Here is a 12,708-nt window from a genome sequence, read left to right as displayed (position 1 = left end):
CGATCCGGGCGGCGGCGCGCGGTCAACCGGGTTCGTCCCAGCGCGCGTCCTGGCTGCGCAACAGGTCATAGATCGCAAGCGCCCGGCCGCTCAGGCTGCGGCGCAAATCCGCCATTACGTCGGTTTCCTGGGCCAGGTAGGCGACGACTTCCTCGAGTTCGTTCATCGTGGCACCGCTGGCTTCGATCTCGGCGATGGTGTGATCGTCGAGATCGCCGAACAGCCGCTTGATGTCGTCATATTTGGGTTTCATGATCTTCTCCTTCCCGGCTGGCTTGCCGCGGTCGCGTCACCTGCAACGTGAAGGCGGTGCAACCGCATAGCCATCCCAACCACTTTCTACCTACGCGACGTCGCGCCCCGGCGCCTTGACCTCGCTCAAAGGCGTGGGCGTCCGCCGACGCTATAGTTGTTTACGGAGGTTGCGCGAATGGCGAGCCATGGTTGCGACGGTAAGGACTGGGCCCTTTACCCGCATGACGCCGACATCGGCGTGCGCGGGTGTGGCGACGACCCCGCCGAGGCCTTCGCAAACGCGGCCCGTGCGTTGACGTCGGCGATCACGCCGCTTTCGAATGTCGCCGCCCGAGAGGCGGTGCAGCTTGCTTGCAGCGCGCCCGATCTGGACGTGCTGTTCGTCGATTGGCTGAATGCCGTGATCTATGAAATGTCGATCCGCAAGATGCTGTTCGCCGGGTTCGAGATTTCAATCGAAGACACCGCACTGCGCGCGACGCTGCGGGGGGAGACGGTCGATATCGACCGCCATGCGCCGAATGTCGAGCCCAAGGGCGCAACCTTTACCGGGCTCAGGGTGGCAAAGGGGCCCGACGGGCGCTGGGTCGCCGAATGCATTGTCGATGTATAGGGAGAAAACCGATGGACCTTGGCCAATTTGACAGGATCGGACCCTACCAATGGCAAATCCCGCAAAGCGGGGGGATGCGGGTTCCGGCGCAGATTTTCGCCGACGAAACCCTGCTGCGCGACATGGACGACAAAGTTGGCGAGCAGATCCGCAACGTCGCCTGCCTTCCCGGCATCGTGACCGCGGCCTATGCGATGCCGGATGCACACTGGGGCTATGGCTTTCCCATCGGCGGCGTCGCCGCCTTCGATCCCGAACAGGGCGGCGTGGTGTCGGCGGGCGGTGTCGGCTTCGATATCTCCTGCGGGGTTCGGCTGCACGTGACAAACCTTGCCGCCGCAGACATCCGCGCGGTGCAGGACAAGCTGGCCCACGAGCTGTCGCGCGCGATCCCGGCCGGGATGGGCAGCCGCGGGTCGATCCGCCTCAATGACGCGGAAATGGCCGACATGCTGGCCGGCGGTGCGGCCTGGGCGGTTGCGCAAGGCTACGGCCGGACCGCAGATCTGGCGCGGATCGAGGAACAGGGAAAGATGGCCGGCGCCACGCCCGAAGCGGTGTCGGCCAAGGCGATCAACCGCCAGCGCGAGGAGATGGGCACGCTGGGGTCGGGCAACCATTACCTCGAGGTGCAGCGGGTCGATCAGCTTTTCGACGACGCGGCGGCGCGGGCCTACGGCCTTGCGCCGGATCAGGCGGTGGTGATGATCCATTGCGGCTCGCGCGGGCTGGGGCACCAGATCGGCACCGAATACCTGCGCGAAATGGCCATCGCCGCACCGGGCCACGGCATCGACCTGCCCGACCGCGAACTGGCCTGTGCCCCGATCACCTCGGAGTTGGGCCAGCGGTATCTCGGCGTGATGCGCGCCGCGATCAACTGTGCCTTCGCCAACCGCCAGATCCTGACCCATCTGGTGCGCGGGGTTTTCGACCGGTTCTTCGATGCCGCCACGCTCGATCTGCTTTATGACGTGTCGCACAATACCTGCAAGGAAGAGCGGCACGCGGTCGATGGCGTTTCGCGGCGTCTGTTCGTGCACCGCAAGGGCGCGACCCGGGCCTACGGGCCGAACGCTGCGGGATTGCCCGAGGCCTTGTCGGCCACCGGCCAGCCGGTTCTGATCGGCGGAAGCATGGGCACCGAATCGTGGGTGCTGGCGGGCGATGCGCGCTCGGAGGCGGCGGCGCTGAGTTCCGCCTGCCACGGTGCCGGCCGGGCGATGAGCCGGCACCAGGCGGCCAAGCTTTGGACGGGATCGGGCGTCACCAGTGAGTTGGCGGCGCTGGGCATCACCGTGAAAAGCCCCTCGAAGCGCGGCATCGCCGAAGAAGCGCCCGGCGCCTACAAAAGCGTCGCCCGCGTGGTCGAGGTGGCGGAACAAGCCGGGCTCGCCCGCCGGGTCGCCCGGCTGAAGCCAATGATCTGCATCAAGGGCTGAGCGCCCGAAATGCGCAAGGGGGCATGACATGGAAAATTTCAATCAGAGGCAAGTCAGCATTCCGGTGCGCGAAACCGGCGGCCACCTTCCCGGCGATCTGACCTTGCCCAATGCGGCCAGGGGCCTTGTCATCTTTGCTCATGGCAGCGGCAGCAGCCGGATGAGCCCGCGCAACCGGATGGTGGCCGGGAAGCTGGCCGCACGGGAGTTGGGCACGCTTCTGTTCGACCTGCTGACCGAGGCGGAAGCCATGGACCGGGCCAATGTCTTCGACATCCCGCTTCTCGCCGGGCGCGTCGTCGATGCCCTGACCTGGGCGCGGTCCGAGCCGGACCTGGACGGACTGAAACGCGGCCTGTTCGGCGCCAGCACAGGCGCGGCGGCGGCGCTTGTGGCCGCCGCACGCGCGCCCGCGGCCGCCAGCGCAGTGGTGTCGCGCGGTGGACGGCCCGATCTGGCCGGACCGTTCCTGCCCCGGGTCGAGGCCGCTACGTTGCTGATCGTGGGCGGGGCCGATTTTGGGGTGATCGAACTGAACGAAGAGGCCTTAGCCCGCCTGACTTGTGAGAAAAAGTTGGAAATCGTGCCGGGCGCCACGCATCTGTTCGAGGAACCAGGGACGCTCGACACGGTGGTCGATCTGGCCGCGAGTTGGTTTTTGCACCATTTCGGCGGGAAAGCAGACGCACCGTGACGGGTCTGGAAGCCCACCGCCAAAACGACACCGTCCGCCTGTTCCTAGGCGGCGACGTCATGACCGGTCGGGGGATCGACCAGATCCTGCCGCACCCGGGAGACCCGACGCTGCACGAAGGCTATGTCGAAACCGCAGAAGGCTATGTCGCCCTTGCGGAGCAGCGCAACGGCCCGATCCCGCGTGCCGTGCCTTTCGGCTATATCTGGGGCGATCTGCTTGACGATCTCGAGCGGCGCGATTGCGATCTGCGGTTCGTGAACCTGGAGACCGCGGTCACCACCTCGGACACGGCCGCGCCGAAGGGAATCAACTATCGCATGCATCCCGCCAACGCACCGGTTCTTTCGGCAGCCGGGATCGACGCCGTCACGCTGGCCAACAACCATACGCTCGATTGGGGCATCGCCGGTCTGGTCGAGACCCTCGACGTCGTGGAAAAGCTGGGCATCTCGGTCGTCGGCGCGGGCCGGACCGGGCCGGACGCCGCCGCACCGCAGATGTTGCCGCTGCCAAATGGCGGCCGCGTCCTGATCCTGGCCTATGGCGCGCGCGATAGCGGCATTCCTGGCCACTGGGGAGCAGCGCCGGCCTGGCCCGGGATCAACCTGTTGCCGGACCGGCCCGACGCCGCGGTCGCCGATGCCCGCGCCCGGCTGGAAAACCGCCGGCAGGCCGGTGATGTCACCTTGGTGTCGATTCACTGGGGTGGCAACTGGGGTTACGAAATGGATCCCGAACACCGTCGCCTAGCCCACCGGCTGATCGAGGAGGCCGGGGTCGATATCGTTCATGGCCACTCTTCGCATCACCCGAAGGCGATCGAAATCCACGAGGGCAAGTTGGTTCTGTACGGCGCGGGAGATCTGATCAACGATTACGAAGGCATTTCGGGGCGCGAGACCTTTCGCAGCGATCTTGTGCTGGGTTATGTCGCCGAGATCGCGGCCTCCGACGGCAGAATCCAGTCGCTAGAACTGCTGCCCTATCGGATCCGGCGCTTTCGCCTCTGTCGGGCAAAACCCGAAGAATCGGAATGGCTTCACGCGATGTTGCAGCGCGAATGCGGCGCCTTTGGACTTCACGTGGCGCAAAACGCGGCGGGTGCCTTCCAACTGACGCCGTCGTGACAAGGCCGCCAAGGATTGACCTCGCTTGTCCGGGCGGGCCAACTCTAAGGAGATTGCACCTCATCCGGTTGTTGTTCCATACTCGACACCGGCAAGCGACGGGTTTGCACCTGCGCGTTGTTCAAAACCGCACCGCCGATCGACCGGGAAAAACCTGACACATGCCGCAATTTCCCCCCAAAACCCCCGGTGACGGACCCGATCGACCGGGATGGCAAGCGCTGATCGTGCTCGCTCTGCTGGCGGCCTTCGTGCTGATCGTCGGTCTTTTCGCCGAGCCCGCGCAGCAGGGAACCCGCCTGCCCTACAGCACGCTGAAGACCATGATCCGCGAAGGTCAGGTCCGGACGGCAGAGTTGCGGGAACATATGATCATCGTTGAAACCAAGGCACCGGACGCCACTGGAAACCAGTCTTTCCGCGCCGTTGTCCCGGCACAAGGCGATCCGGATTTGCTGGAATTGCTCGAAGTCCAGGGGGTCGAGATCACCGCCACCGAGCCGGAAGACGTCTCGATCCTTACTTACATGCTGCCCTGGATCTTGATCCTAGGTATCTATCTCTGGCTGCAGCGGCGGATGATGGGCGGCATCGCCGGCGGCCCCCGCGGCGTCACCGGTGGCCTCCTGGGTGGCCGGTTTTCAAAACCGACCACACCCACCAGAAAGACAACATTCGACGATGTGGCCGGTCAGGACCAGGCCAAACGGGAAGTCGCTGAACTGGTCGAGTTTCTGCGCGATCCCGAGCGGTTCGCGCGCGTCGGCGCCGAAGTTCCGCACGGCGTTTTGCTGGTCGGGCCGCCGGGCACCGGCAAGACGCTGCTGGCCAAGGCACTTGCCGGCGAGGCCGACGTGCCGTTCTTCTCGACCTCGGGTTCGGAATTCATCGAGATTTTCGTAGGCGTCGGCGCCGGCCGCGTGCGCAACATGTTCGAGGCGGCGCGCAAGGCGGCGCCGTCGATCATCTTCATCGACGAGCTTGACAGCGTCGGGCGCACGCGCGGCACCGGTCTTGGCGGCGGCCACGACGAGCGGGAACAGACGCTCAACCAGATCCTCGCCGAACTCGACGGCTTCACCGAACGCGAAGCGGTGGTGGTTCTGGCCGCCACGAACCGGCCCGACGTACTTGATCCCGCCTTGCTCAGGCCCGGGCGTTTCGACCGCCACGTGACGTTGAACCTTCCCGACAGGGCGGCCCGGCGCGCCATTCTCGACATCCACGCCAAGAACCTGCCGCTCGAAGACACCAGCGATCTCGACCAGATCGCGGCCGGGACGCCGGGGTTTTCCGGGGCCGACCTCAAGAACCTGCTCAACGAAGCAGCAATCGGCGCGGCCCGGCGGGATGCCAGCCTGATTTCACGCGACGATCTGGATGAGGCGCGCGACAAGGTGATGATGGGCACGGTGCGCACTCTGGCGATCCGGCCGGAAGAACGCCACCGGCTCGCGGTCCACGAAGCCGGTCATACCGCGGTTGCCTATTTCACGCCGGACGCGGACCCGCTCTACAAGGTCACGATCATTCCGCGTGGCCATGCTCTGGGCGGAACGCATACCCTGCCGGAGGGTGAGCGCCATACGCTAGACGAAGACTTCCTGCGCACCCAGCTTGTCACGCTGCTCGCGGGGCGGGCGGCCGAGCGCCTGTTTCTGGGCACCGTCAGCTCGGGCGCCGATGACGACATCCGCCGCGCCACGATCCTGGCGCGCTCGATGGTGGCGCGCTGGGGCATGACCGACGAACTGGGGCCGATCGACCTGCGGCAAAGCGAGGACCATCCCTTTCTCGGCCGGACCATCGCGCAGCCCAGAAGCCATTCCGATGTGACCGCGGCCCAGGTCGACCAGGCGATCACGAAACTGCTCAAACAGGCCGAGGCCCAGGCGGCCGAAACCCTGAGCCAAAACAAGGCCCAGGTCGAAACCTTGATTTCACAACTCGAGGCCAAGGAGACTCTGGATTTCGGTGAAATCCAATCCTGCCTCGATCCAGCACGAAAAGTGAAACAGCCGGAACCTTCCCGGCACTCTGTCACCAAAGTACCATCGGTGCGGCATGCGGGAGGGCCGACATAATGGTATCGGCTCGCGTCACGACGCGGCCTTAGACTCCTTTGAAAGCGTCCCCTTCTGCCAGTGTGCTTTAGTCAGTAGTGTGGAAGAGGCATAAGACTTAGCGGACCCTGGGAAGAACGAAAACAGGATGCTTCCAGCATGCCGCAATGCCCGCATTCCGCACTTCTTGCTAATTCGGAAGAAGCGCAGCATTGGTCAAAAATGGACCGGTCCCGCTTTTGTGCCGCCCCAAGTGCTCGTTTAGGCCACTTTCCGTTCGAATGCGACCGGACTTTTCCAGCCCAAGGCTGAGTGCTTTCGGCGCGAAATGTAGAACCCATTGATGTATTCGAAGATTGCCAGTTCAGCTGCGCGTCGTGTTTGCCAGGACCGCCTCCAAATCAACTCCGCCTTGATGGTCTTGAAGAAGGTTTCGCCAACCGCGTTCGCCCCTTTCACTTCCAGTATCGACGCCAATGCCGCCACTCCGTTGGCTCTATTAGTCGTCATAAAGCATAGCAGTTTTTGTGGAGATTTGCGCCAGATTTGCTCCAAACCGAGAACTAGAAGAGACGATGAACGCCGCTCAATTCACTTAAGATACTGATATATCGGTGATTTCAGTGGTGAGCCGTGCAGGATTCGAACCTGCGACCCACTGATTAAAAGTCAGTTGCTCTACCAACTGAGCTAACGGCCCACTAGGCGGCCTATCTAGAAAGATGGCCCTACGGGGTCAACCCCGAATCTCAACGATTTTCCGGCGGCCGCTGGATTCATCGCGGACGTGAGCGTATATGCCGGCCATGATCCCGCAAGCGCCTCATATCCCCTTCATGAAATGGCATGGGCTCGGCAACGATTTCGTCGTCGTCGACGAGCGCGGCCGCGGCCCCCTGATCGATGCCGAAATCGCCCTGACAATGGCGGACCGGCACTGCGGCATCGGCTGCGATCAGCTTGCGGTGATGGCGGACAGCGACGCTGCCGACCTGCACCTGACATTCTACAATGCCGACGGCTCGCACTCGGCGGCCTGCGGCAACGCCACCCGCTGTATCGCCCGCCACCTGATGGACGAGACCGGCAGGTCCGAGGTGGTCATCGCAACCGATCACGGGCTGCTGCCGGCGCGTGATGTCGGCGGTGGCCTGACTTCGGTCAACATGGGACATGCCCGCACGGACTGGGACCAGATCCCGCTGGCGCGCCAGATGGACACGCTGCACCTGCCGATTGCCGGCGCCCCCACCGCCACCTCAATGGGCAACCCGCACTGCACCTTCTTCGTCGAAGATGCCGAAGCGGTCGACCTCGGCGCACGCGGCCCCGTGATCGAGCATCACCCGTTCTTCCCACAGCGCACCAATGTTCAGTTCGCGCAGATCACCGGCGACAACCAAATCCGCATGCGGGTCTGGGAACGCGGCGCCGGCGTCACGCTGGCCTCGGGCTCGTCCTCCTGCGCGGTGGCACACGCGGCACACAGGCGCGGACTCACGGGCGTCGAGGTTACTGTCCATCTTGATGGCGGCCCGATCCACATCCGTCTGGCCGAGGACGGCATCTGGATGACTGGCCCCACCGCACATGTCTTCGACGGGGTCTGGAGGGGCTGAGATGCAGGCCACCCGCAACATCTCCGTGCCGAAATTCACCACCCTCGGCTGCCGCCTCAACGCCTATGAGACCGAGGCGATGAAGGATCTGGCGCAACAGGCTGGCCTCGGCGACGCGGTGGTGGTCAATACCTGCGCCGTCACGCAGGAAGCGGTGCGCAAGGCCCGCCAGGAAATCCGCCGGCTAAGGCGCGAGAACCCGCGCGCGAAGCTCATCGTCACCGGCTGCGCCGCCCAGATCGACCCCGCCAGCTTTGCCGCGATGGACGAGGTCGACGCGGTGATCGGCAATACCGAGAAGATGAAAGCGGAAACCTGGAGTCGGCTCGCCCCGGATTTCACCGGCGCGACCGAACCTGTCATGGTCGACGACATCATGAGCGTGTCCGAGACCGCCGGCCACCTGATCGACGGCTTCGGCACCCGGTCGCGCGCCTATGTTCAGGTGCAGAACGGCTGTGACCACCGCTGCACCTTCTGCATCATCCCCTTCGGGCGCGGAAACTCCCGCAGCGTTCCCGCCGGCGTCGTGGTCGACCAGATCAGCCGCCTGGTCGACCGCGGATACAACGAGGTCGTCCTGACCGGTGTCGATCTTACCTCCTGGGGCGCCGACCTGCCGGGCGAACCGCAATTGGGCGACCTGGTGATGCGCATCCTCAAACTGGTGCCCGGCCTGCCACGCCTGCGGATCAGCTCGATCGACTCGATCGAGGTCGATCACAACCTGATGCAGGCCATCGCCACCGAGCCGCGACTGATGCCGCACCTGCACCTCTCGCTGCAGCATGGCGACGATCTCATCCTCAAGCGGATGAAGCGGCGTCACCTGCGCGACGATGCCATCCGCTTCACGGATCAAGCGCTGCGGCTCCGCCCCGACATGACCTTCGGCGCCGACATCATCGCGGGCTTTCCAACCGAGTCCGAGGCGATGTTCGAGAACTCGCTGAAACTCGTGGAGGATTGCCAACTGACCTGGCTGCACGTCTTCCCTTATTCCCCCCGCCCCGGCACCCCGGCGGCCCGGATGCCCCAGGTGCACGGGTCTGCGATCAAGTCCCGCGCCGCCCGCCTGCGCGCCGCCGGCACGGCCGCCGTCGCCCGGCACCTCGCGGCGCAACAAGGACGGACCCACCGCGTCCTGATGGAAAACCCGCATATGGGCCGCACCGAGCAATTCACCGAGGTCGACTTCGCCGCCGCCCAGCCGGAAGGCGAGATCGTCACCGCCTCCATCACCGGCCACAGCGCCACGCGCCTGACTGCGTAACCGCGAACCGAAGGCGATGCGGTGCGTCGGCGCCCGGCGGGATGGCGGGAGATGCGGGCTTGCGCACGCCCCACCCGCCATCGCCGCAGCACGCGGCCGGGCTTGACAATCACCACCCCGGCCAGCGCAATGTCGGCCAGCCCCGAAGGACCGACACGCATGCACCCCAACCCCGCCTTCCGCCCGGACAACCGCGACGAAACCCTGGAACTGGCGCGTGACTGGGGCTTTGGCCTGCTCGCCATGTCAGTGTCCGACGCCGCGCCGATGCTCAGCCATATCCCCTTCCTGCTCAGCGAAGACGGCAGCGCGGCCGAGTTGCACCTCGTGCGCTCAAACCCCATCGCCCGCGCCCTGACCGGCCCCACCCCGGCGCGGATCGCGCTGCAGGGCCCGCATGGCTACGTTTCCCCCGACTGGTACGGGATCGACGGCCAAGTCCCGACCTGGAACTACCTCGCCATCCATCTCACCGGCAGGCTGACGCCGCTGCCGGAAAACGACCTGCCGGGCCTGCTCGACCGGCTCTCGGCGCATTTTGAAGCCCGGCTTGCCCCCAAGCCGGAATGGACCATGGCCAAGATGGCGCCGGAGGCGGCCGCCAAGATGATGCGCCAGGTCCTGCCTTTCCGCTTCCACATCGACGCCGTCGACAGCACCTGGAAACTGGCCCAGAACAAGCCCGACGCGGCGCGGATTGCCGCGGCCGACCAGATCGCCGCACGGGGTATGGGCAGCGAAACCCGGCTTCTCGCCGCACTGATGCGCAAGCCGCCGGAATGACTCGATGGACAGCCGACCCGCCGCACCCTAACCTCTGCTCGAAACCTCAAGGGAGCGCCCCATGCAGCTGATCTTTTCCCCCGCCTCGCCCTACGCCCGCAAGGTCCATGCCTGCCTGGTCGAGACCGGCCAGAAGCCAGATGTCGAGTTCATTTCTGTCAAGACCGCCCCCTCCGCGGTCGCCGCCGAGGCCCGCGCTGCCAACCCGACCGGGCGCATCCCGGCCCTGGTCCGCTCCGAGGGCCCGGCGATCTATGACAGCCGCGTGATCACCCGCTACCTCGACGCCCGGGCCAAGGCCGGGCTCTACCCAGAGTCGCGCCTCTGGGAGGTGCTCACCCTCGAGGCCACCGCCGACGGCATCCTCGATTCCGCGCTTTCCGTTGTCTACGAAACCCGCTTCCGCCCGCCCGAGCACCAGTCCGAGGACTGGATAACCGCCCAGTGGGACAAGGTCGCGCACGCGGTCAAGGCCGTCAACGATCGTTGGATGAGCCACCTCGCCGGGCCGGTCGATATGGGCCAGATCGCGCTCGGCTGCGCCCTGGGCTATCTCGACTTCCGACTCGACTCTCGCGGCTGGCGCAAGGGCAACGATGCCCTCGACGACTGGTTCGCGGTGTTTTCCGAGCGGGAATGCATGAGGGAAACCGCGCCGCACGACTGACCGCGAGGTGCCACCGCCGGACAGGACTTCGTCCGAGCCCGAAGCGGATGCGGAGATCCCAAGACAGAGCCGATCCGGACATCTGGCCTCGCTCTCGACCGCTGCTCGTCGAACACAGAATCAAGTCCGGCCTGCACTTCCCGGAACCCAAGGCGGTGTTGCGCTGCGCGCCAAGCGACAAAGCTTGCGGAAGACCTGATTTGCGGCGTCGAGGCCTCTCCCCCGCACGCCACGCCGCAATTCAGGTGGCAGTCGATGGATGCGTTCGTGACCCGGACATGGACGGCCGCTGGCTTGATAACTTGAAACTGCACGTAACAGGTCTGTATTTGGAGTTTGCATTTTTCTCTCCGCGTTTTCTACATTTACAGTTGTAATATTGCGAAAAATCAGGAAACTTGAGAGTCAGGATTTTTTCACAGATGAAACCTGAGCTTTCAACATGGCGGTTGACTGGACAAAACTTCCCTCGCTGACGGCCCTCCGCGCCTTCGACGCTGCGGCGCAAGCAAAGAGCTTCTCCGCTGCGGCTCGTTCGCTCAACGTGACCCATGCCGCCGTGGCGCAACAGGTCCGGTTTTTGGAGGAGCATCTCGGGGTCCAGCTCGTGGAACGGTCGCCTAGGGGAGTGAGCCTGACGATTGAGGGAAGGGAACTGGCTCGATCCCTCGCGACCGGCTTCGCGGCCATCGCTGAAGGACTCCAGGCGCTTCAGGAAAGAGACATCAATCGTCCGGTCCGCGTGACGACAACAGCCTATTTCGCCGAGGCCGTCATCTTCCCGAAAATCACCTCGTTTTGGTCCACACATCCAGAAATCGAGGTGTCCTTTTCATCTTCAGACGAAGCGGTCGATCTCGTGGCAGAAGGTTTCGATCTGGCAATCCGCGCAGGAGAAGGAAACTGGCCGGGGTTGACGTCTCGGTTACTGGTTGAAAGTCCGACACGGGCTTTTGCGGCGCCTTCGCTGGTCAATGATCCCAGGACCAACTGGGATGAGGTGCCATGGCTGATTCCGAACGACAGCCTCTGGGAACGCGAAGCGCTGACGCAATCCGGCATAGATACGGACGAGATCCGGACGGTGGACCTTGGCAACCCATCACTTGAAATCCGGGCCGGCGAAGAAGGCATGGGGCTCGTGCTTGAATCCGAGATCGATGTACACGCCCGATTGACCGGGGGAACTCTGGCGCTTGCTCCCATCGCGATCACGCACCTTTCTCGGTACTTCATCGTGACACCGCCCTGGAAACCGCGCCCGCCCGTCGTCGCGTTCATCAACTGGCTCGCGACCGTCGTGCCCGCCACCAGCATCGAGCGATAACAGTTGGCGACACCCGGCTGGACGGCCCGGCCACCCAAAGCACTGATCCCAGCCTGAACTCGAAAGCCGCGTAGCCACCCTTCGCAGATCGCCGGGGTCCGATGGAAACAACGGTCGGAAAGCCCCGGTCCCTGCGCCGAATAAGCGCATTTGCCAATCCCTTCTGGACGCAAAGGCAAAGCATCGCTAAAGAACGCGCGGGAAGGGCTGCGGCGAGTCTGCGGCCTCTGACGTATAGGCCACGTTTCGGCCTCGAGAAAAACGGAGAATACCTCGTGTCGCACGCTGAAGATCACGAAGGCACCCGCAGAGATTTCCTCTACTACGCCACCGCAGGGGCCGGTGCCGTAACCGCGGGGGCCGCCATCTGGCCGCTGGTCGATCAAATGAACCCTTCCGCCGATGTGATGGCGCTTTCCTCGATCCGGGTCGATATCTCGGGTGTCGAGGTGGGCACCCAGCTGACGGTGAAATGGCTGGGCAAGCCGGTCTTTATCCGTCGCCGGACGCCGGAAGAAATCGAGGCCGGCCGCGCCGTCAGCGTCGACGACCTGACCATCGACCAGGGGGCGCAGAACGCCAACAAGCCCGGTGCCGATGCGTCGGACGAAAACCGGACGCTCGATGAAGCCGGCGAATGGCTGGTGATGGTCGGCGTCTGCACCCACCTGGGCTGTGTTCCGATCGGCGACGGCGCCGGTGAGTTCGGCGGCTGGTTCTGCCCCTGCCATGGCTCGCACTACGACACCGCCGGCCGGATCCGCAAAGGCCCGGCTCCCCGCAACCTCGACGTGCCCATCGCCGCCTTCGACGGCGACGAACTGGTCCTCGGATAAGCGAAG

12 protein-coding genes, 1 tRNA gene and 1 pseudogene are annotated in these 12,708 nt (G+C 64.6%); 11 read left to right on the top strand and 3 right to left on the bottom strand.

The features are described 5' to 3' along the window. Positions 1-22 precede the first annotated feature (22 nt). Positions 23-253 (bottom strand): hypothetical protein, encoded by a 231-nt coding sequence (locus NO357_RS08295; protein ID WP_306735167.1) that lies wholly within the window; start codon positions 251-253, stop codon positions 23-25. A gap of 177 nt (positions 254-430) precedes the next feature. Between NO357_RS08295 and NO357_RS08290 the strand changes: the two genes are divergently transcribed. The 5 genes from NO357_RS08290 (at position 431) to ftsH (ending at position 6,218) form a co-directional block, all read left to right on the top strand. Beyond that, positions 431-868 (top strand): archease, encoded by a 438-nt coding sequence (locus NO357_RS08290; protein ID WP_306735166.1) that lies wholly within the window; start codon positions 431-433, stop codon positions 866-868. Positions 869-879: 11 nt separating this feature from the next. Beyond that, entirely contained in the window at positions 880-2,310 is a 1,431-nt protein-coding gene (locus tag NO357_RS08285; protein WP_306735165.1) for an RtcB family protein, read from the top strand. A 28-nt stretch (positions 2,311-2,338) separates the two neighbouring features. Beyond that, positions 2,339-3,004: a dienelactone hydrolase family protein gene (locus NO357_RS08280; protein ID WP_306735164.1), complete on the top strand. Its 666-nt coding sequence runs from the start codon at positions 2,339-2,341 to the stop codon at positions 3,002-3,004. Further along, the gene (locus NO357_RS08275; protein ID WP_306735163.1) at positions 3,001-4,134 is read left to right on the top strand and encodes a CapA family protein; all 1,134 of its coding nucleotides are present in this window, start codon (positions 3,001-3,003) and stop codon (positions 4,132-4,134) included. Before NO357_RS08280 ends, NO357_RS08275 begins: the two co-directional genes overlap by 4 nt. 161 nt (positions 4,135-4,295) lie before the next feature. Next, complete coding sequence (ftsH, locus tag NO357_RS08270; RefSeq protein WP_306735162.1) at positions 4,296-6,218, top strand: ATP-dependent zinc metalloprotease FtsH; 1,923 nt, start codon at positions 4,296-4,298, stop codon at positions 6,216-6,218. A 240-nt stretch (positions 6,219-6,458) separates the two neighbouring features. Here the strand turns inward: ftsH and NO357_RS08265 are convergent. Together NO357_RS08265 and NO357_RS08260 are read right to left on the bottom strand one after the other, a co-directional pair. Beyond that, a pseudogene (locus NO357_RS08265) lies at positions 6,459-6,644 on the bottom strand (IS3 family transposase); the annotation flags it as partial. 177 nt (positions 6,645-6,821) lie between these two features. Continuing rightward, positions 6,822-6,897: transfer RNA gene (locus NO357_RS08260), tRNA-Lys, on the bottom strand. 97 nt (positions 6,898-6,994) lie between these two features. Here NO357_RS08260 and dapF point away from each other — a divergent pair. The 6 genes from dapF to petA all read left to right on the top strand — a co-directional run bounded on the left by dapF (position 6,995) and on the right by petA (position 12,702). After that, positions 6,995-7,816 (top strand): diaminopimelate epimerase, encoded by an 822-nt coding sequence (gene dapF, locus NO357_RS08255; protein ID WP_306735161.1) that lies wholly within the window; start codon positions 6,995-6,997, stop codon positions 7,814-7,816. Between the two features lie 19 nt (positions 7,817-7,835). Continuing rightward, positions 7,836-9,089, top strand: coding sequence for a tRNA (N(6)-L-threonylcarbamoyladenosine(37)-C(2))-methylthiotransferase MtaB (gene mtaB, locus NO357_RS08250; protein ID WP_306735545.1), 1,254 nt, complete (start codon positions 7,836-7,838; stop codon positions 9,087-9,089). 159 nt (positions 9,090-9,248) lie between these two features. Further along, positions 9,249-9,872 (top strand): FMN-binding negative transcriptional regulator, encoded by a 624-nt coding sequence (locus NO357_RS08245; RefSeq protein WP_306735160.1) that lies wholly within the window; start codon positions 9,249-9,251, stop codon positions 9,870-9,872. 61 nt (positions 9,873-9,933) lie between these two features. Further along, a complete protein-coding gene (locus tag NO357_RS08240) occupies positions 9,934-10,539 on the top strand; it encodes a glutathione S-transferase family protein (protein ID WP_306735159.1) in 606 nt (201 codons plus the stop codon). A gap of 442 nt (positions 10,540-10,981) precedes the next feature. Next, on the top strand, positions 10,982-11,866 hold the full coding sequence (locus tag NO357_RS08235) for a LysR family transcriptional regulator (protein ID WP_306735158.1): 885 nt from the start codon (positions 10,982-10,984) through the stop codon (positions 11,864-11,866). Positions 11,867-12,141: 275 nt separating this feature from the next. After that, positions 12,142-12,702 carry a ubiquinol-cytochrome c reductase iron-sulfur subunit gene (petA, locus tag NO357_RS08230; RefSeq protein ID WP_306735157.1) on the top strand — a complete coding sequence of 187 codons (561 nt, stop codon included), beginning with the start codon at positions 12,142-12,144 and terminating at the stop codon, positions 12,700-12,702. The last annotated feature ends 6 nt before the right edge of the window (positions 12,703-12,708 follow it).

This window comes from Marimonas arenosa (genome assembly GCF_030848945.1).
Classification (GTDB): domain Bacteria; phylum Pseudomonadota; class Alphaproteobacteria; order Rhodobacterales; family Rhodobacteraceae; genus Marimonas; species Marimonas arenosa.
Note: the sequence above shows the minus strand (reverse complement) of the source record. Positions and strands in the feature narration are given on the sequence as shown.

Coding starts and splice junctions, on each gene's coding strand:
- ftsH (WP_306735162.1), top strand. CDS start 4,296: ATGCCGCAATTTCCCCCCAAAACCCCCGGTGACGGACCCGATCGACCG.
- dapF (WP_306735161.1), top strand. CDS start 6,995: ATGCCGGCCATGATCCCGCAAGCGCCTCATATCCCCTTCATGAAATGG.
- NO357_RS08245 (WP_306735160.1), top strand. CDS start 9,249: ATGCACCCCAACCCCGCCTTCCGCCCGGACAACCGCGACGAAACCCTG.
- NO357_RS08240 (WP_306735159.1), top strand. CDS start 9,934: ATGCAGCTGATCTTTTCCCCCGCCTCGCCCTACGCCCGCAAGGTCCAT.
- NO357_RS08290 (WP_306735166.1), top strand. CDS start 431: ATGGCGAGCCATGGTTGCGACGGTAAGGACTGGGCCCTTTACCCGCAT.
- NO357_RS08280 (WP_306735164.1), top strand. CDS start 2,339: ATGGAAAATTTCAATCAGAGGCAAGTCAGCATTCCGGTGCGCGAAACC.
- NO357_RS08235 (WP_306735158.1), top strand. CDS start 10,982: ATGGCGGTTGACTGGACAAAACTTCCCTCGCTGACGGCCCTCCGCGCC.
- NO357_RS08295 (WP_306735167.1), bottom strand. CDS start 253: ATGAAACCCAAATATGACGACATCAAGCGGCTGTTCGGCGATCTCGAC.
- NO357_RS08285 (WP_306735165.1), top strand. CDS start 880: ATGGACCTTGGCCAATTTGACAGGATCGGACCCTACCAATGGCAAATC.